Genomic DNA, 18,148 nt, shown 5'->3' on the forward strand with positions numbered 1-18,148 from the left:
GCCGCCCCGGTGCGGGCAGGGGTTTGGATGTTTATGCGGACCAAACCCTACTGGACGCCATTTAGGGCCGCGCGGGGAGGGTGCCCAACGCGCCGGGGGGCTCCCCGAAGAGGTGGAGGAACCCGTTCGAAGCGGCTTTCAAGAGGCGGAGCAGATACTTCCGCAGACGGGGACTAGCGTTCTGTATGTGCCATATTTCGACGCCGCTTCGTCCGCCCCGCTGCACCCCGTCGCCCGCCAGGCGCTGCTCGCCGCGCTCGACGAGGGCTGGGCCGACCCGGCCCGCCTCTACCGCGAGGGGCGGCGCGCCCGGCTGCTGTTGGACGCCGCGCGGGAGGCGGCGGCCGAGGCCGTCGGCTGCCGCCCCGACGAACTCACTTTCACCCCTTCGGGTACCCGCGCGCTGCACGACGGGATCGCCGGAGCGCTCGCGGGCCGCCGCCGGGCCGGCCGCCATCTGGTCGTCTCCGCCGTCGAGCACTCCGCGGTGCTGCACGCCGCGGCCGCGCACCAGGCGGGCGGCGGCACGGTCGCCGAGGTGCCGGTGGACGGCGCCGGCCGGGTCGCGCCCGGCGCGTACGCCGCCGCCCTGCGCGACGCCCCCGGCCCGACCGCCCTGGCCTGTCTCCAGTCCGCCAATCACGAGGTGGGGACGCGGCAGCCGGTGGCCGAGGCCGCGCAGGAGTGCCGGGCGGCGGACGTGCCGCTGCTGGTCGACGCCGCGCAGTCGCTGGCCTGGGGCGCGGTCGCGGGCGACTGGTCGCTGCTGACCGCGAGCGCCCACAAGTGGGGCGGCCCGCCGGGCGTCGGGCTGCTGGCCGTCCGCAAGGGCGTGCGCTTCGCGGCCCACGGCCCGGCCGACGAACGCGAGTCGGGCCGCGCCCCCGGCTTCGAGAACATCCCGGCCGTCGTCGCGGCCGCGGCCTCGCTGCGTGCCGTACGGGAGGAGGCCGCCGCGGAGGCGGAGCGGCTGCGGGAGCTGGTGGACCGGATCCGCGCCCGGGTGCCTCGGCTGATCCCCGACGTCGAGGTGGTCGGCGACCCGGAGCGGCGGCTGCCCCATCTGGTCACCTTCTCGTGTCTCTATGTCGACGGGGAGACGCTGCTGCACGAGCTGGACCGCGCGGGCTTCTCCGTCTCCTCCGGCTCCTCGTGCACCTCGAGCACCCTGACGCCGAGCCATGTGCTGCGCGCGATGGGCGTGCTGTCCGAGGGCAACGTCCGCGTCTCGCTGCCCCTGGGGACGCGCGAGGAGGACGTGGAGCGCTTCCTCGCCCTGCTGCCGGACCTGGTGAGCCGGGTGCGCGGCCAGTTGGGCGCGCCGCGGCGGGAGGAAGCGGCCACGGCCGGCTCAGGTGTCGCGGGGCCCGCGGGCCCCGCGGGCGGCGGCGAAGAGGCGGAGCTGGTGGTCGACTCGCTCGGCAAGCTCTGCCCGATCCCGGTCATCGAGCTGGCCAAGGTCATCGGGGAGGTCCCGGTCGGCGGCCTCGTCACGGTGCTCGCGGACGACGAGGCCGCCCGGCTGGACATCCCGGCGTGGTGCGCGATGCGCGGCCACGAGTACGTGGGGGAACGCCCGGCCGAGCGCGGCACGGCCTACCGCGTCCGGCGCCGCGCGTAGGCGCCCCAGTCCTCAAGCGCCGGACGGGCTGGCCGGCCCGTCCGACGCTTGAGGACCGGGGTCCGGGGCGGAGCCCCGGCTGTGGGAAGGGGCGGGTAGGGGAAAGCCCCGCCTCAGCCGCCCATGTGGGGCTGGATCTCGGAGGCCGCCTCCTGGCCGTACGCCTTGGCGAAGCGCTCCGTGAAGTGACCGCGCCGCAGCTCGTACTCCTGCGGGCCGAGGGTCTCGATGACCAGTGTGGCGAGCATGCAGCCGACCTGGGCCGCGCGCTCGAGGGAGAGGTCCCAGGCGAGCCCGGCGAGGAAGCCCGCGCGGAAGGCGTCGCCGACGCCCGTCGGGTCCACCTTCGCCTCCTCCTCCGGGCAGCCGACGACGATCGGCTGCTCGCCGGCGCGGTCGATCCGCACGCCCTGCGCGCCCAGCGTGGTGACGCGGGTGCCGACCTTGGCCAGGATCTCGTCCGCCGACCAGCCGGTCTTGGTCTCGATCAGCGCGGCCTCGTACTCATTGGTGAACAGATAGGCCGCGCCCTCGACGAGCAGCCGGATGTCGTCGCCGCCCATCCGCGCGAGCTGCTGCGAGGGGTCGGCCGCGAAGGGGATGGAGCGCGTGCGGCACTCCTCGGTGTGACGGACCATCGCCTCCGGGTCGTCCGCGCTGATGAGGACGAGGTCGAGCCCGCCGACCCGGTCGGCGACGGGCTGGAGCTCGATCTGGCGGGCCTCGCTCATCGCGCCGGTGTAGAAGGACGCGAGCTGGTTGTGGTCGGCGTCGGTGGTGCACACGAAGCGCGCGGTGTGCAGAACCTCGGAGATATGCACGGACTCGGTGTCCACGCCGTGGCGGTCCAGCCAGGCCCGGTAGTCCGTGAAGTCCTTGCCCGCCGCCCCGACCAGGATCGGGCGCAGCCCGAGGACGCCCATGCCGTAGCAGATGTTGGGGCCGACGCCGCCGCGGCGGATGTCGAGGTCGTCCACCAGGAAGGAGAGGGAGACCGTGTGCAGCTGATCGGCGACCAGCTGGTCGGCGAAGCGGCCGGGGAAGGTCATCAGATGGTCGGTGGCGATGGAGCCGGTGACTGCGATACGCACGGCTGGTCTGCTCCTGCGGACGAAGGAGGAAAACGGACGCCTTACGCTATCGGCTCCGTCACCCCCGTACGAACGGATGAAACCCCCCGATAGTAGCCCTTTCCTTACCGCCTGCACGATGCATACGGTGGCCGTTACGGCGCCTGGAGGAACCACGTGCCACTTGGCTCCGTCTCAGCGACGTCCCCCTTGTAAGGGGTGGGACGGTACAGCTTGAGCGGAGCCGAAGGAGCGAAACGGTGAGCACCGACGACACCGACACCCCCAAGACCCCCGAGAGCGAGGATCCCCGGCCGCGGCGCCGTTCGCCACTGGCCGTCGCCTCGGTGGCGGCGGCGGTGCTGGTCGCCGGTGGCGGTGGGGCGTACTGGGCCTCGACCGCCGCGGGCGGCGGTACGCAGGACCCGGGCGCCGCGCAGAAGGACGGCTCGCCCGAGCCGCTCGCGCTGGACGGATACGGATCCGCCGGCCGGCCGGGCGTCGCGCCCGGCGAGCCGAATCCGTACGGCCAGCGGTACAAGGCCGTGGGCAAGCTGCCCGAGGGACCCGACTCGGCGGCGGTATATCGGGCGGGCGACGAAGTCACCAAGGCCGAGGTGGCGCGGCTGGCCAAGGCCCTGGACGTGTCGGGTAGCCCGCGCGTGGACCACGGCGTCTGGCAGGTCGGGGGCGCCAAGGACGCGATGGGCCCGGTGCTCCGGGTGAGCCGGAAGGCGCCGGGCGGCTGGTCGTACACGGCGTACGGGTCGCCCGGCGGCACCTCGTGTGTGGAGGTGCCGGACACCGGCTCGGACCCGCAGTCCTCCGACGCGAAGGGGGACTCCAAGAGCTGCCCCGCGTACCGCGACGGAGCCTCCGGACCCGAGGGCTCCAAGGAGTCCAAGGGGGCCAAAGGGTCCGAGAGCGACTCGGCCGTCTCGGAGCGCAAGGCGGAGCGCGCGGCCCAGCCGGTGCTGGAGGCGCTGGGACTGGACGGCGCGAAGCTGGACTCGACCCAGCTCTACGGCGCGGTGCGGGTGGTGAAGGCGGACCCGGTGCTGGACGATCTGCCGACGCACGGCTGGCAGACGAGTGTGCAGGTGGGCGCCGACGGACAGCTGGTCGGCGGCGCCGGTCTGCTGGCGAAGCCCGAGAAGGACGACACCTATCCGCTGATCGGCGCGGCCGAGGCGATCAAGGGGCTCAACAAGGGCCTCGACAAGGGCGGCGACAGCGGGCCCGCGGAGCCGCAGAAGGCCGAGAAGCCCGAGGAACCCGAGAAGGCCGAGAAGGGCGCCAAGGCCGCCGAGGTCCCGGTACACAAGGCGACCCTGGTCCTCGCGGCGCGCTCGGTGGACGGGCGGCGGGCGCTGGTGCCGTCCTGGCTCTTCCAGGCCGGGCCGTCGGGGAACACGGTCAGCTACCCCGCGGTCGACCCGAAGTTCATCAAGGGGAAGTCCTCCGGCAGCGCCCCGTCCACGGGGACCGGCAGCAGCCGGGTCGACGACATCACCTCGTACAGCGTGTCCGGCAAGACCCTGACGGTGCGCTTCTGGGGCGGGGTGTGCGAGTCGTACTCGGTCTCGGCCGAGGAGTCGGCGTCGCAGGTGAAGCTGGAGATCAAGGGCAAGCGGCTGCACCCGGGCCGACCCTGCATCCTCATCGCCAAGCTGATCGAGAAGAAGGTCGAGCTGGACAAGCCGCTGGGCGACCGCAAGGTCGTGGACGCCAGGACCGGCCAGGCCGTGCCCAAGCGGACGTAGGCTCACGCCGCGCTCGGACGCGCAACGCCGAAGGGGCGGCCCGGCCGGGCCGCCCCTTCGGCGTCTGTTCGCCGCTCCCGAAAAGGCAGCTCAGCTGAAGGAGTCGCCGCAGGCGCAGGAGCCCGTGGCGTTCGGGTTGTCGATGGTGAAGCCCTGCTTCTCGATGGTGTCGACGAAGTCGATCGAGGCGCCGTTCAGATACGGGGCGCTCATGCGGTCGGTCACGACCTTGACCCCGCCGAAGTCCTTGACGACATCGCCGTCGAGGGAGCGCTCGTCGAAGAAGAGCTGGTAGCGCAGGCCGGAGCAGCCGCCGGGCTGGACGGCGACGCGCAGCGCGAGATCATCGCGGCCCTCCTGCTCCAGCAGGCCCTTGACCTTCGACGCGGCGGCGTCGGACAGGATGATGCCCTCGCTCGCGGTGGTCTCGTCCTGAACGGTCATCTGCTTCTCTCCCGGGTCGTACGGACTGCTTGCCGTCGGCTCAACCAACGGCGTCCCGGATTCATTCCGGGGGTGGGCGCTTTTCTCCCGCGCTGTTCATGCTCGCACACGCGGGCGGCGCTCCGGAATGCGTCACATCGACGCGATGGCCATCGTCAAAGTGACATGAAGCGGATATGATAGATAGCGTCATTTTGACGATTAAGGGTCCCCGTGAAGAAAGAAGGGTGCGTGACGTGACCACCGCCCAGCCCCTCGACGTCCAGCCGACACCGCTGGCCCTGCTCCTCCTCGGCCGGGAGGCCGACCCCAGGAGCGAGCGCGGTGTGGAGTGCCCCGGCGACCTGCCCGCGCCCTCCGACCCGGACCTGGTGGCGCGCGCCCGCGCGGCCAAGGCCGAGCTCGGCGACCGGGTGTTCGTGCTGGGCCACCACTACCAGCGCGATGAGGTCATCGAGTTCGCCGATGTCACCGGGGACTCCTTCAAGCTGGCCCGCGACGCGGCCGCCCGGCCGGACGCCGAGTACATCGTCTTCTGTGGTGTCCACTTCATGGCGGAGTCCGCCGACATCCTCACCGGCGACAGCCAGCAGGTCATCCTCCCCGACCTCGCGGCGGGCTGCTCGATGGCCGACATGGCCACCGCCGAGCAGGTCGCCGAGTGCTGGGACGTGCTGACCGAGGCCGGGGTCGCGGGCGCCACGGTGCCCGTCTCGTATATGAACTCCTCCGCCGACATCAAGGCGTTCACCGGCAGGCACGGCGGCACCATCTGCACCTCCTCCAACGCGAAGCGGGCGCTGGACTGGGCCTTCGAGCAGGGGGAGCCCCGGCAGAACAAAGTGCTGTTCCTGCCCGATCAGCACCTGGGGCGCAACACCGCGGTGCGCGAGATGGGCCTGTCCCTCGACGACTGCGTGGTCTACAACCCGCACAAGCCGAACGGCGGCCTGACCGCCGACGAGCTGCGCGCCGCCAAGATGATCCTGTGGCGCGGCCACTGCTCGGTGCACGGCCGCTTCTCGCTGGACTCGGTCAACGAGGTCCGCGAGCGCGTCCCGGGCGTCAATGTCCTGGTGCACCCCGAGTGCAAGCACGAGGTCGTGGCGGCCGCCGACCACGTGGGCTCGACCGAGCACATCATCAAGACCCTGGAGGCCGCGCCGGCCGGGTCGAAGTGGGCGATCGGCACCGAGCTGAACCTTGTCCGACGACTGGCGAATCGTTTCGCCAGTGAGGACAAGGAGATCGTCTTCCTCGACCGCACGGTGTGCTTCTGCTCCACCATGAACCGGATCGACCTGCCGCACCTGGTCTGGTCCCTGGAGTCGCTGGCGGCCGGCAAGGTCGTCAACCGAATCCAGGTCGACAAGGAGACCGAGGCCTACGCCAAGCTCGCCCTGGAGCGCATGCTCGCGCTGCCGTAGTGCGCACAAGGCACAAGGGCCCGGGGTGACAAGCCCCGGGCCCTTGTCCGTTGTCCCTTGTCCCTCGTCGAGGCTGTCCCTCGTCGAGGCTCACGCCCGGGGCCGCACCAGCCCCGTCTCGTACGAGATCACCACCAGCTGGGCCCGGTCGCGGGCGCCGAGCTTGGCCATCGCGCGGTTCACATGCGTCTTGACCGTGAGCGGGCTGACCTCGAGCCGTGCCGCGATCTCGTCGTTGGACAGCCCGCCCGCGACCTGCACCAGCACCTCCCGCTCCCGCCCGGTCAGCGCGTCCAGCCGCGCCGCGTCATACGCGCCCGCCTCCCCGTCCCGCGAGCCGCTCTGCGCCAGGAACTTGGCGATCAGCCCCTTGGTGGCGGCCGGGGACAGCAGCGCCTCCCCCGCCGCCGCGATCCGGATCGCGGCCAGCAGCTCATCGGGCTCGGCGCCCTTGCCCAGAAAGCCGCTCGCACCCGCCCGCAGCGACTCCACGACGTACTCGTCCACCTCGAAGGTCGTCAGCATCACCACCCGGACGTCCTCGAGCCGCGGGTCCTCGCTGATCATGCGGGTGGCGGTCAGCCCGTCCGTGCCGGGCATCCGGATGTCCATCAGCACCACATCGGCGCCGCGGTCGCGGGCGATCTCCACGGCCTCCGCGCCGTCCGATGCCTCGCCGACCACCTCCATATCCGGCTCGGAGTCCACCAGCACCCGGAACGCGCTGCGCAGCAGCGCCTGGTCGTCGGCCAGCAGCACCTTGATCGTCATGAGACCCCTTCGCCCCCTGTTCCCCGTACTCCGCCTCGTTGACGCGACTCCCCCGTCCGCGCCTGCAAGGGCAGTCTCGCCCGGACCCGGAAGCCGCCCTGCGGCCGGGGTCCCGCCTCGCAGCTGCCGCCCAGCGCGGCGACCCGCTCCCGCATCCCGATCAGCCCGTGTCCGCCGCCGGGCTCCTCCGCCGCGGGCAGCTCCTCGGCGCAGGGACCGTCGTCGTCGACGGTGATCAGCAGCACGGCCGAGGTGCGCACGATCCGGACCTGCGCCTTGGCGTCCGGCCCGGCGTGCTTGTGCACATTGGTCAGGGCCTCCTGGACGATCCGGTACGCGGTGAGGTCCGCGGAGGCCGCGAGCGGGCCGAGCCCGTCCCGGGACACCGCCTCCACCTCCACCCGCAGCCCGGCCCGGACGAACCCCTCGACGAGCTGGTCCAGCACCGCCAGCCCGGGGGCCGGCTCGGTGGGCGCGGCCGGGTCGCCGTACTGCCGCAGCAGCCCGACGGTGGCGCGCAGCTCGTCCAGCGCCGAGCGGCTGGCCTCCCGTACATGCGCGAGCGCCTGCTTGGCCTGGTCCGGGCGGCTGTCCATCACGTGGGACGCGACCCCGGCCTGGACGTTGACCAGCGCGATGTGGTGGGCGACCACATCGTGCAGCTCACGGGCGATGCGCAGCCGCTCCTCGGCGACCCGGCGGCGGGCCTCCTCCTCGCGGGTCCGCTCGGCCCGCACCGCCCGCTCCTCGATGGCCGCGATATAGGCGCGGCGGCTGCGCACCGCGTCACCGGCCGCGGCGGCGAGACCGGTCCAGGCGAGGACGGCGAAGTTCTCCTGGGCGTACCAGGGGTGCACCCCGAAGAGCATCGCGGCCCCGGTGAGCAGGGCGACGGTGGCGAGGCCGACCCGCAGCGTGGTGGGCCGGTCGGTGCCGGCGGCGACGGTGCACAGGGCCACCACGGCGCCGAAGACGATCGAGGTGCGGGGCGGCCCGTCCTGGGAGGTGACGATCTCCACCATGGTGATCGCGCCGGTGAAGCCGAGGACGCCGATCGGGAACCGTCGGCGCAGCACCAGCGCGGCGCCGGCCAGCGCGGCCAGCAGCACGAACAGCGGGCCGATCGGATGGCGTCCGGTGTGCGGGCTGGCCGCCGCGCCGATCAGGATCAGCGCGAAGGTGAACACGGCCAGCAGCGTGTCCAGAGCGTGCGGGTGCGCGCACAGCCAGCGGTACGGGCGGGCCAGACCCGGCCCGACGGCGAGGGGAGTCACGACACCCAACGGTAAGCGCTGCACCCCGCGGGCCGGCCTCAGCCCGGGATGAGGCCGTCGTCCCTGAGCATGGCCTGGACCTCCAGGAGCGTCGCGTCGGAGGCCGGCAGGATCAGCTCCGACGGCTCCAGCGCGTCATCGGGCAGCGGCTCGCCCAGCGAGCGCACCGAGCCCAGCAGCGCGGCGAGCGTACGCCGGAAGCCGTCCTCGTCGCCGCTCTGCACCTCGGCGAGCAGCTCGTCGTCGAGCTTGTTCAGCTCGGTCAGGTGGCCGTCGTCCACCCGCACCTGCCCCTCCCCCATGATCCGTACGATCATGACGACCTCCTTCGGGGCCGGGTGGACTTACTTGTCCAGATTGTGGCGGGGCTGCTCCTGCTCCTGCTTCTTCTCCCCGCTCTCGATGGCCTGCTGCGGGGCGCCGCCCGCCAGCTCGGCCTTCATCCGCTGAAGCTCCAGCTCCACGTCCGAGCCGCCGGAGATCCGGTCCAGCTCCGCGGCGATGTCGTCCTTCGCCATGCCGGAGGGGTCGTCGAGCGCGCCGGATGCCAGCAGCTCGTCGAGGGCGCCGGCCCGGGCCTGAAGCTGCGCCGTCTTGTCCTCGGCACGCTGGATCGCCATGCCGACGTCGCCCATCTCCTCGGAGATGCCGGAGAACGCCTCGCCGATCCGGGTCTGCGCCTGGGCCGCGGTGTAGGTGGCCTTGATGGTCTCCTTCTTCGTACGGAAGGCGTCCACCTTGGCCTGGAGCCGCTGCGCGGCGAGCGTCAGCTTCTCCTCCTCGCCCTGGAGCGTCTGGTGCTGGGTCTCCAGGTCGGTGACCTGCTGCTGGAGCGCGGCACGGCGGGAGAGCGCCTCGCGCGCCAGGTCCTCGCGGCCCAGCGCGAGCGCCTTGCGCCCCTGGTCCTGGAGCTTGGCGGACTGCCCCTGCAACTGGTTGAGCTGGAGCTCCAGGCGCTTGCGGGACGTGGCCACGTCGGCGACGCCGCGCCGCACCTTCTGAAGCAGCTCCAGCTGCTTCTGGTACGAGTAGTCAAGGGTCTCGCGCGGGTCCTCGGCCCGGTCCAGGGCCTTGTTGGCCTTCGCGCGGAAGATCATCCCCATACGCTTCATGACACCGCTCATGGGCCTCGCGCGCCCCCTTCTGACGGACTACGGACTACCGGCTCCAGCACATCCAACAGACCCAGCCTACGGGCCCTGCATCCATTACCGCACTGTTCCGACCCGCTCGCGCTCCTCCTCCAGGACGATCGACTCCCCCGGCGCCTCCGGCGCAAGGAGGAGTGGGAGGAGTGGACCGCCGTTGCCGGATCGTTCCCCCTGGGGCTGGGGCCCACACCCGCAAACCCGTACCCTTGGGCTTTGTGTTCCGTAGCCGTTCAAAGGACGAGCAGGCCGCCACCGCCAAGGTGATCGCGGACCAGCCGCAGCAGACCCGTGACCCGCAGGCTCCCAAGGGCCGCCCGACTCCCAAGCGCAGCGAGGCCCAGTCGCAGCGCCGCAGCCTGGCGAACTCGCAGATGAGCCGCAAGGACGCCTCGCGGCGCCAGCGCGAGTCCCGCCGAGCCGACCTGGCGCGCCAGCGCGAGGCGCTGGCCGGTGGCGACGAGCGCTATCTTCCGGCCCGTGACAAGGGTCCGGTGCGGCGCTTCATCCGCGACTACGTGGACTCCCGCTTCCACGTCGCGGAGTTCTTCCTGCCGCTGGCCGTGGTGATCCTGGTGCTCAGCATGATCCAGGCCGGTGCCATGCAGACCTATGTGCTGCTGCTCTGGATGCTGGTCATCCTCCTGATCGTCGTCAACTCGATCGTCCTCTCCTTCCAGCTGAAGCGTCAGCTGCGCAAGCGGTTCCCGGATGAGAGTCTGCGCGGCGCGGTGCCCTACGCGCTGATGCGCACGCTCCAGATGCGCCGACTCCGGCTGCCCAAGCCGCAGGTCAAGCGCGGACAGCGGCCCTGAGCGGGTCCGGTTTCACCGGCGGGGCCGACAGCTGGCTGAGCGGCCTCGGGGGCTTGCGGAACACCGTCCGGCAGGCGCTGGTCGCCCGTCAGCTCGACGAGCGGCTCGCGGCCCACTTCCCGGTGGGCCGCCGGCTGCGCGTGCTCGACGTCGGCCTCGGCCAGGGCACCCAGGCCCTGCGGCTGGCCCGGGCGGGCCACGAGATCACCGGGCTCGAGTCCGACCCGGCGATGCTGGACGCGGTCCGCGATGCCCTGTCGAAGGAGCCCGCGGGCATCCAGGAGCGAGTGCGCCTCATCGAGGGCGACGGCCGCGACACCGGCGCGCACTTCCTGCCGGGCGCCTTCGATGTCGTCCTGTGTCACGGCGTGCTGATGTACGTGCCCGAGCCAGACCCGATGCTCGCCGCCCTGGCCCGGGTCCTGGCGCCCGGCGGCCTGCTCTCGCTCGTAGTGCGCAACGCCGACGCGCTGGCGCTGCGGCCGGGGCTCTCCGGGGACTGGGACACCGCGCTCGCCGCGTTCGACTCCCCCGTCTACACCAACCGCATCGGCCTGTCCGCCCGCGCCGACCGGCGCGAGACGCTGACCACCACGCTCACCGCGATCGGCGCACCGCTGCACACCTGGTACGGCGTGCGGGTCTTCACCGACCTGGCTTCCGACGACGCCCCGGCCCCGGCCCCGGACGACTGGGACCGGCTGCTCGCCGCGGAGGACCGGGCCGGCCGTACCGACCCCTACCGCGCGGTCGCCGCGCTCCTCCACCTGTGCGGGGTGCGCGGCTGAGTCAGCCGCGCACCCTCACCTCACCCCTACTCGGCCCGCAGACTCATCGGCCCGTAGATCTTGGACTCGTCCTCGAACAGGGTCACCTGCTCCGCCCCTCCCTCCAGCAGGGCTCTCCACTCCTCCCCGATCCACGACTCCGCGTCCCCCTGTGTCGTGAACTCATCGGGCTGCACCGCGGGCTTCGTCTCCGTACCGTCGGACTTCTCGAACCGCCATGTCCACACCATGTCCGCCTCCTCCATCCCGCCGGTCACATCATGTCTGCCCCGCAGACTAGGGGACTGATCACTCCCGACGGGGTGACCTGAGCGCGCCCGCCGCATCAGGGCGCGAGACGATCAGGGCGTGGAACTCACTCTCCTGGGCACCGGCGCCCCCGACGGACTGCCCCGCCACGGCTGCCCCTGCGCGGCCTGCGCCGCCGCCGTGGGCGACGAGGCGCGGGCCGCGACCGCACTGCTGATCGACGGCGCGCTGCTGCTCGACCTCACCCCGGGCGCGGCCTTCGCCGCCGCGCGCGCCGGATACTCCCTGACCGGCGTCGTGCAGGTGCTCCTCTCGCACCCCCACGAGGGCCCGGCCGTCGAGTTCCCCGCCGGGCTGCCCGCGCCGGGCCGGGTCCCGGACGGCCGCGAGTTGGCCCTCATCAGCGGCCACCGGGTACGCGCCCTCCCCCTGGACTCCCCCGGCACCGGCTACGAGGTCACCGGCCCCGACTCCACCCGCCTCCTCTATCTCCCGCCCGGCGCGGCCCTCGCCGGCCTGAACGGCCCCGCCGAGCCCTACGACATGGTGCTGCTCGACGTCCTCGGCCGCCCCGGCGCGCTGGCCCAGCTCCGCGCCACGGGGGCGGTCGGCCCGACCACGGACGTCCTCGCCGTCCACCTCGACCACACCGTCCCGCCCGGCCCCGAGCTGCACCGCCGGCTCGCGGCCGCGGGCGCACGGGCCGTGCCGGACGGGGAGACGGTCGTCGTCGGGGAGTACCACGCGGTGCCGGACCTGCCGCGCCGTACGCTCGTCCTGGGCGGCGCGCGCTCCGGCAAGTCCCTGGAGGCCGAACGGCGGCTCGCGGCGCGCCCTGATGTCCTCTACGTGGCCACCGGCGGCACCCGCGACGGCGACCCCGACTGGGCCGCGCGCATCGCCGCCCACCGCGAGCGCCGACCCGGCTCCTGGCGCACCACCGAGACCTGCGACCTGCCACCGCTGCTCGCCCAGGACGGCGGGCCGCTGCTGATCGACTGCCTCGCGCTGTGGCTCACCGACGCGATGGACTCCGTCGGCGCCTGGGACGACGACACCTGGGCCCACGGCGGCAGGCGCGCCCTCCACGAACGCGTCGACGCCCTGATCGCCGCCCTCCGGGCCACCACCCGCACGGTGGTGGCGGTCAGCAACGAGGTGGGCTCCGGCGTGGTCCCGGCCACCGCGTCGGGGCGCCGCTTCCGCGATGAACTCGGCCGTCTGAACGCGGCGTTCGCCGCGGAGTGCGAACAGGTCCTCCTGATCGTGGCCGGCCAGGCCCTCCCCCTCCGCGGCTGAGCCCCGCCGGGCCTAGTAACCAACCGTGAAGTGTTGGTCCTCCCCCGGGTTCTCGAGCTCGTCGAGGACCGCCACGGCGAGGTCTTCGGCCGAGATCCGGGACGTGCCGTCGGCTGTGGCGATGAGCGTGGTGGTGCCGCGTCGGTACGTTCCGGTGCGGTGTCCGGGTTCGAGGACGGCCGGCGGGCTGAGATAGACCCAGTCGGCCGGGTGCGCTCGGCAGGCGTCCAGCTGCGCGTGGCTGGCGGCGGCGATGGCGCGGTACGGCTCCGGCACGTACTCCGGGCTGTCGACGACGAGCCGGTCGGGGCTCCCCGGGAGCCGCAGGGGAGCGGCGCCGCCGACGACGAGGATACGCTTCCCGGCCTTCGCGGCCGCGTCGAGCAGCGCCGTCGTGGTCGGGACGGCGGTGTGTTCGTGCCCGGGGGCGGGACGGGTCGCGGCCACGACCGCGTCGGCGCCGTCGAACAGTGCGCTCATCCGGCCGACGTCGTGCGCGTCGCCCTCGACGGCGGTCACTCCGGCCGGCAGGGCGGCCGGCCGTCCGCTCCGGAACACCGCGACGAGGTCATGGCCCCGGCGCGCGGCTTCGTCGATCACGCGTGAGCCGACCATGCCCGCGGCTCCGACAACAGCGATCTTCATCGAGAGATCCTTTCCGATACGGGTGTTGAAACAGCGTCAGTTGAGCGAGTGGGCGCGGGAAGCTGCCCCGCGACGATCGCGGCGAGGGCGAGGCCGAACCCCACGAGCTGGACCGGGCCGAGGGTCTGACCGAGCAGGGCGGCGCCGAGCGTGGCGGCGACCAGCGGCGAGAGCAGGCCGAGGACCGCGACCGAGGTGACCGGCAGGGTGGCGATGCCCTGGAACCACAGGACGAAGGTGAGCAGACCGCCGACCAGCCCCAGCCACAGATAGCCGAGGGCGGCGGTCAGGTCGATCGCGGGAGGCGCTCCCTCGGCGAGGAAGGTGAGGGGCGCCAGGAACAGCCCTCCGGCGGTGAGTTGCCAGCCGGTGAAGGCGAGGGGGCTGACCCCTTCGGGGCGTCCCCAGCGCTTGGTGAGCGTCACGCCGAGGGCCATCGTGGCCGCGCCGGCGAGGCCGGCGACGATCCCGACGGTGTCGAGCGCCGCGTTCGGCCCGATCACCACCAGGCCGACCCCGACGACGCCCGTCACACCCCAGAACAGGCGCCGGGCGGAGAGGCGCTCGTGGAGCACGGGCACCGCCAGGACGGCGACGATGAGCGGCTGGGCAGCCGACAACGTGGCGGCGACGCCTCCCGGCAGCCGCTCGGCCGCGATGAACAGCAGCGGGAGGAACAGTCCGATGTTCAGCACGCCGAGCGCCGCGGCCTTCCCCCACCAGGCTCCGCGCGGCAGCGTCCGGGTGAACGCCAGCGCGATCAGACCGGCGGGCAACGCGCGCAGGAGCCCCGCGAACAGGGGGTGTCCCGGCGGAAGGAGTTCGGTGGTGACGATGTAGGTCGTGCCCCACACCGCGGGAGCGAGCGCCGTCAGCGCGGTGCGGGGCAGGTCTCGGCTTGTCATGCTTCGCAGTCTCACCGCGGCACGATCGATGAGTCCAACACATGTTTGTCACTTCATCGATCTCGATTCAAGATGGATCCATGGAGCTCCAGCAGATGCGTTACGTCGTCGCCGTCGCCGAGACGAACAGCTTCACCCGGGCCGCCGAGCGGTGCCTGGTCGTGCAGTCCGCCCTCAGCCACCAAATCGCCCGCCTGGAACGGGAACTCGGCGCGAGACTCTTCGAACGCACCAGCCGCCGGGTGCGGCTGACGCCGGCCGGTGAGGCGTTCCTGCCCGCCGCCCGCCAGTGTCTGGGCGCCGCCGAACGCGCGGCCGCCGAGGTCGCCGCGGCAGTCGGCGAGGTACGCGGGCGGCTCGCCGTGGGCCTGATCCCCACCGTCACCGCGGCCGACATCCCGGAGGCGCTGCGCGACTTCCGCGGCCGGTACCCGCAGGTGCGCATCAACCTGCGGGTGGGCGCGAGCGACGACCTGGTCGAGCAGGTCAGGCAAGGGTCCATCGACGTGGCGTTCCTCGGGCTGCCGACCACGGCGCGGCCCCAGGGCGTCGCCGCCCACGAACTCGCCCGCGGCCGGCTCATCGCGGTGGTCGCGCCGGACCATCCGCTCGCCGCCGAACCGGCCGTCGACCTTCGCCGGCTCTCCTCGGAGGTGTTCGTGGACCTGCCCGCCGGAACGGCCGGACGGGCCCAGACCGACCAGGCCTTCTCCGCCGCCGGCCTCGTCCGTGACGTCGCCTTCGAGGTGACCGCCGCCGACTACATCGCCCGGCTCGTCGGGCCTGGCCTCGCCGTGGCCATGCTCCCCGCCGCGTACGCGCCTCAGCTCAGCGGCGTCACCACCATCGAGGTCACCGACGCTCCGGACCGCGTCGAGTACGTCATCTGGAGCCACTCCGGCCGCACACCGGCGGCAACCGCGTTCCTCGGCATTCTCGACATCGCGACGGAAGATCGAGAGGACACATGAACCGAACCACGGGGCCGCCGCGCCGGGTAGGGTTCCGCCCGTGAGCGGTCTGAATCTCGATGACTTCGTCGACCTGATCGAGCGTCCCGACGGCGGTGTCCGGCGCGATGCCGAGGAGCGCCGGGAGCGGCTGGCGGCGCCCCCCGGGGCGCTGGGGCGCCTGGACGAGCTGGGTGAGTGGCTGGCCGCCGCCCAGCAGCGGGTGCCGGTCAAGCCCATCGAGCGGCCGCGCGTCGTGCTCTTCGCCGGCGACCACGGCGTCGCCGAGCTGGAGGTGTCAGCCCGGCCCGCCGGCACCGCCGACCGGCTCGTGCGCGCCGTACTCGACGGCGAGAGCGCCGTGGCCATCCTGGCCCGCCGCTACGGCGTACCCCTGCGCGTCGTCGACATGTCCCTGGACTGCGACCCCGACGAGCTGCCCAAGGAGATCACCCGCCACCGCGTCCGCCGCGGCTCCGGCCGCCTGGACATCGAGGACGCGCTGACCCTCGAGGAGGCCGAGCAGGCCTTCCGCGCGGGCATGGCTATCGCCGACGAAGAGGCCGACGCGGGCACCGACATCGTCGTCCTCGGCGATGTGAGCGTCGGCGGCACCACCGCCGCCGGCACCCTGATCGCCGCGCTCTGCGGCACCGACGCCTCCGTGGTCACCGGCCGCGGCGGCGCGGGCATCGACGACCTCGCCTGGATGCGCAAGTGCGCGGCCATCCGCGATGGTCTGCGCCGCGCCCGCCCGGTCCTCGGCGACCAGCTCCAGCTGCTCGCGACCTGCGGCGGCGCCGACCTCGCCGCGATGACGGGCTTCCTGCTCCAGAGCGCCGTCCGCCACACCCCGGTCATCCTCGACGGAGTCGTCTCCGCGGCGGCCGCGCTCGTCGCGCAGCGCGTGGCGTTCCGCGCGCCCGACTGGTGGCTCGCCGGGCAGAACAGCGGTGAGCCGGCGCAGGAGAAGGCGCTCGACCGGATCGCGCTCACCCCGCTGCTCGACCACGGCGTCACCCTCGGCGAGGGCACGGGGGCGCTGCTCGCCCTGCCGCTCGTCCAGGCGGCCGCGGCGCTCGCGGCGGAGCTGCCCGAGCGGACCGACGCGGCACCCGACGAGGAGACCTCCTCGGCCACCGACGACATAACCTGACCCGCCCACCCCCTTTCATCCCCTCTGCCCATATGCTCACGACATGGGAGAGGTCCGTTCGAAGTCCACAGAGGACGCCCACCGCGGCCGCCCCTGGCCGCGTCGCTCCGCCGCCTTCACCGTCTGGTATCTGCGCGCCGTCACCGCGCTGAACTTCCTCGGCGCGGTGTGGGTGTCCTTCGGCAACGACATCAGGCGCCACAACGTCGACGAGTACTTCACCCCGTACCTCCTCACCGCGGGCTTCTTCTCCGGCGCGTTCTCGATGTTCCTGGCGATCACCATGCGCCGCCGCAAGCGCGCGGCCTGGATCCTGAACCTCGTGCTCGGCGGGCTGACCGTCCCCCTGCTGGCCCTCGCGCTGACCCAGCGGCCCGTCGCCCAGCACCCGCAGAACTGGGTCTCGCTGGGCCTCACCGCCGTCTTCGTGGTCGCGCTGCTCGTCGGGCGCCGCGAGTTCTACGCCAAGGGCGACCGCTCGAACCCGAAGCTCGCGGCCGCCGTCGCCGTCGGCGGGCTGCTGATCGGCTCGCTGCTGGCGGCCGCGCTGGTGACCGTCACCAACACCGCGCCCGACGACTACCGCTCCTCGTTCCTGGACCGCTGGCACTACGGCGTGCTGCGCCTGATCTCGCTCGCGGCCCTGGAAGGCCGCTTCGAGGGCATCGAGACCCCGGGCTGGGCGAATGTGGCCATCAACATCATGAGCACGGGGCTGCTGCTGCTCGTGCTGTACGCCGCCTTCCGCTCCCGCCGCGTCGTCGACCCGATCTCCGCGGAGGACGAACGCGGGCTGCGCGCGCTGCTGGAGCAGCACGGCGACCGCGACTCGCTCGGCTACTTCGCGCTGCGCCACGACAAGAGCGTCATCTGGTCGCCGACCGGTAAATCCGCCGTGACCTACCGGGTGGTGAGCGGCGTGGCGCTGGCCGCCGGCGACCCCATCGGGGACCCGGAGGCCTGGCCCGGCGCGATCGAGCGGTGGCTGGCCGAGGCCCGCGAGCACGGCTGGACCCCGGCCGTGATCGGCGCGAGCGAGGAGGGCGGCACGGTGTACGCGCGGCACGGCCTGGACGCGCTCGAACTCGGCGACGAGGCGATCGTCGACACCGAGGAGTTCACGCTGGAGGGGCGCGCGATGCGCACCGTGCGCCAGGCCTACAACCGGGTCAAGCGCGCGGGCTACACGGTGCGCATCCGCTACCACGAGGACATCCCCGAGGAGGAGATGGCCGAGCTGCTGCGACTCGCCGACGACTGGCGGGACGGCGAGACGGAGCGCGGCTTCTCCATGGCGCTCGGCCGGCTCGGCGACCCCTCCGACGGCCGCTGTGTGCTGCTGGACTGCGCGGACCGCGACGGCAGGCCGCGCGCGATGCTGAGCTTCGCGCCCTGGGGCTCGCACGGGCTCTCCCTGGACCTGATGCGGCGCGACCGGGACTCGGACAACGGGCTGATGGAGTTCATGGTGCTGGAGCTGATCCAGCGGGCGAAGGAGGTCGGCGCCGACCAGATCTCGCTGAACTTCGCGGTGTTCCGGTCCGTCTTCGAGCGCGGGTCCAGGCTGGGCGCCGGGCCGGTCCTGCGGCTGTGGCGCTCGCTGCTCAGCTTCTTCTCCCGCTGGTGGCAGATCGAGTCGCTCTACCGCGCCAACGCCAAGTACCGGCCGATCTGGGAGCCCCGCTATCTGCTCTTCGAGAAGAGCACGGACCTGCCGCGGATCGGCATCGCCGCGGCGCGGGCCGAGGGTTTCCTGGAGGCGCCGGGGCTGCCCAAGTGGCTGAACCGCAAGCACCTGGAGACGACCGCGGCGCGCCGATAGC

General features: G+C 72.8%; 18 protein-coding genes. 9 read left to right on the forward strand and 9 right to left on the reverse strand.

Annotated features, from left to right (window positions below):
- Nucleotides 1-187 precede the first annotated feature (187 nt).
- Entirely contained in the window at nucleotides 188-1,621 is a 1,434-nt protein-coding gene (locus ACZ4WQ_RS02040) for a cysteine desulfurase/sulfurtransferase TusA family protein (protein ID WP_398370083.1), read from the forward strand.
- 113 nt (nucleotides 1,622-1,734) lie between these two features.
- On the opposite strand, the gene ACZ4WQ_RS02045 is transcribed toward ACZ4WQ_RS02040, so the two are convergent.
- On the reverse strand, nucleotides 1,735-2,712 hold the full coding sequence (locus ACZ4WQ_RS02045) for a carbohydrate kinase family protein (RefSeq protein WP_398370081.1): 978 nt from the start codon (nucleotides 2,710-2,712) through the stop codon (nucleotides 1,735-1,737).
- Nucleotides 2,713-2,951: 239 nt separating this feature from the next.
- On the opposite strand from ACZ4WQ_RS02045, the gene ACZ4WQ_RS02050 reads away from it, so the two are divergent.
- Nucleotides 2,952-4,454 (forward strand): hypothetical protein, encoded by a 1,503-nt coding sequence (locus ACZ4WQ_RS02050; RefSeq protein ID WP_398370079.1) that lies wholly within the window; start codon nucleotides 2,952-2,954, stop codon nucleotides 4,452-4,454.
- A 90-nt stretch (nucleotides 4,455-4,544) separates the two neighbouring features.
- Here ACZ4WQ_RS02050 and ACZ4WQ_RS02055 read toward each other — a convergent pair whose 3' ends face one another.
- Entirely contained in the window at nucleotides 4,545-4,898 is a 354-nt protein-coding gene (locus ACZ4WQ_RS02055; RefSeq protein ID WP_311724667.1) for a HesB/IscA family protein, read from the reverse strand.
- A gap of 236 nt (nucleotides 4,899-5,134) precedes the next feature.
- Here ACZ4WQ_RS02055 and nadA point away from each other — a divergent pair, with 236 nt between their 5' ends.
- A complete protein-coding gene (gene nadA / locus ACZ4WQ_RS02060) occupies nucleotides 5,135-6,325 on the forward strand; it encodes a quinolinate synthase NadA (protein ID WP_358848918.1) in 1,191 nt (396 codons plus the stop codon).
- 90 nt (nucleotides 6,326-6,415) lie between these two features.
- Here the strand turns inward: nadA and ACZ4WQ_RS02065 are convergent, their stop codons facing one another.
- Genes ACZ4WQ_RS02065 through ACZ4WQ_RS02080 form a run of 4 tightly spaced genes read right to left on the reverse strand, consistent with a single transcriptional unit; the run spans nucleotide 6,416 to nucleotide 9,482 of the window.
- Nucleotides 6,416-7,096 (reverse strand): response regulator transcription factor, encoded by a 681-nt coding sequence (locus ACZ4WQ_RS02065; RefSeq protein ID WP_352131716.1) that lies wholly within the window; start codon nucleotides 7,094-7,096, stop codon nucleotides 6,416-6,418.
- Entirely contained in the window at nucleotides 7,093-8,379 is a 1,287-nt protein-coding gene (locus tag ACZ4WQ_RS02070) for a sensor histidine kinase (protein WP_398370076.1), read from the reverse strand. Before ACZ4WQ_RS02070 ends, ACZ4WQ_RS02065 begins: the two co-directional genes overlap by 4 nt.
- A gap of 29 nt (nucleotides 8,380-8,408) precedes the next feature.
- Nucleotides 8,409-8,687, reverse strand: coding sequence for a PspA-associated protein PspAA (gene pspAA / locus ACZ4WQ_RS02075; protein WP_385347917.1), 279 nt, complete (start codon nucleotides 8,685-8,687; stop codon nucleotides 8,409-8,411).
- A gap of 27 nt (nucleotides 8,688-8,714) precedes the next feature.
- Entirely contained in the window at nucleotides 8,715-9,482 is a 768-nt protein-coding gene (locus ACZ4WQ_RS02080; protein ID WP_311724662.1) for a PspA/IM30 family protein, read from the reverse strand.
- A gap of 254 nt (nucleotides 9,483-9,736) precedes the next feature.
- Between ACZ4WQ_RS02080 and ACZ4WQ_RS02085 the strand changes: the two genes are divergently transcribed.
- Together ACZ4WQ_RS02085 and ACZ4WQ_RS02090 are read left to right on the forward strand one after the other, a co-directional pair.
- Entirely contained in the window at nucleotides 9,737-10,333 is a 597-nt protein-coding gene (locus ACZ4WQ_RS02085; protein ID WP_311724661.1) for a DUF3043 domain-containing protein, read from the forward strand.
- A 53-nt stretch (nucleotides 10,334-10,386) separates the two neighbouring features.
- Nucleotides 10,387-11,121 carry a class I SAM-dependent methyltransferase gene (locus tag ACZ4WQ_RS02090; protein WP_311724660.1) on the forward strand — a complete coding sequence of 245 codons (735 nt, stop codon included), beginning with the start codon at nucleotides 10,387-10,389 and terminating at the stop codon, nucleotides 11,119-11,121.
- Between the two features lie 26 nt (nucleotides 11,122-11,147).
- On the opposite strand, the gene ACZ4WQ_RS02095 is transcribed toward ACZ4WQ_RS02090, so the two are convergent.
- A complete protein-coding gene (locus ACZ4WQ_RS02095; RefSeq protein ID WP_311724659.1) occupies nucleotides 11,148-11,351 on the reverse strand; it encodes a hypothetical protein in 204 nt (67 codons plus the stop codon).
- A gap of 118 nt (nucleotides 11,352-11,469) precedes the next feature.
- On the opposite strand from ACZ4WQ_RS02095, the gene ACZ4WQ_RS02100 reads away from it, so the two are divergent.
- Entirely contained in the window at nucleotides 11,470-12,669 is a 1,200-nt protein-coding gene (locus ACZ4WQ_RS02100; RefSeq protein WP_311724658.1) for a bifunctional adenosylcobinamide kinase/adenosylcobinamide-phosphate guanylyltransferase, read from the forward strand.
- Between the two features lie 12 nt (nucleotides 12,670-12,681).
- Here ACZ4WQ_RS02100 and ACZ4WQ_RS02105 read toward each other — a convergent pair whose 3' ends face one another.
- Both ACZ4WQ_RS02105 and ACZ4WQ_RS02110 read right to left on the reverse strand, forming a co-directional pair.
- The gene (locus ACZ4WQ_RS02105) at nucleotides 12,682-13,314 is read right to left on the reverse strand and encodes an NAD(P)-dependent oxidoreductase (RefSeq protein ID WP_398370071.1); all 633 of its coding nucleotides are present in this window, start codon (nucleotides 13,312-13,314) and stop codon (nucleotides 12,682-12,684) included.
- A complete protein-coding gene (locus ACZ4WQ_RS02110) occupies nucleotides 13,311-14,219 on the reverse strand; it encodes an EamA family transporter (RefSeq protein ID WP_385347905.1) in 909 nt (302 codons plus the stop codon). Before ACZ4WQ_RS02110 ends, ACZ4WQ_RS02105 begins: the two co-directional genes overlap by 4 nt.
- 80 nt (nucleotides 14,220-14,299) lie before the next feature.
- Between ACZ4WQ_RS02110 and ACZ4WQ_RS02115 the strand changes: the two genes are divergently transcribed.
- The 3 genes from ACZ4WQ_RS02115 to ACZ4WQ_RS02125 are packed head-to-tail and all read left to right on the forward strand — an operon-like array spanning nucleotide 14,300 to nucleotide 18,147.
- Nucleotides 14,300-15,190 (forward strand): LysR family transcriptional regulator, encoded by an 891-nt coding sequence (locus ACZ4WQ_RS02115; RefSeq protein WP_311724655.1) that lies wholly within the window; start codon nucleotides 14,300-14,302, stop codon nucleotides 15,188-15,190.
- 49 nt (nucleotides 15,191-15,239) lie between these two features.
- Nucleotides 15,240-16,325 (forward strand): nicotinate-nucleotide--dimethylbenzimidazole phosphoribosyltransferase, encoded by a 1,086-nt coding sequence (gene cobT / locus ACZ4WQ_RS02120; RefSeq protein ID WP_385347945.1) that lies wholly within the window; start codon nucleotides 15,240-15,242, stop codon nucleotides 16,323-16,325.
- A 43-nt stretch (nucleotides 16,326-16,368) separates the two neighbouring features.
- Nucleotides 16,369-18,147, forward strand: coding sequence for a phosphatidylglycerol lysyltransferase domain-containing protein (locus ACZ4WQ_RS02125; RefSeq protein ID WP_311724653.1), 1,779 nt, complete (start codon nucleotides 16,369-16,371; stop codon nucleotides 18,145-18,147).
- Nucleotide 18,148 lies beyond the last annotated feature (1 nt).

The sequence above is a fragment of the Streptomyces sp. NPDC028305 genome, from assembly GCF_055569495.1.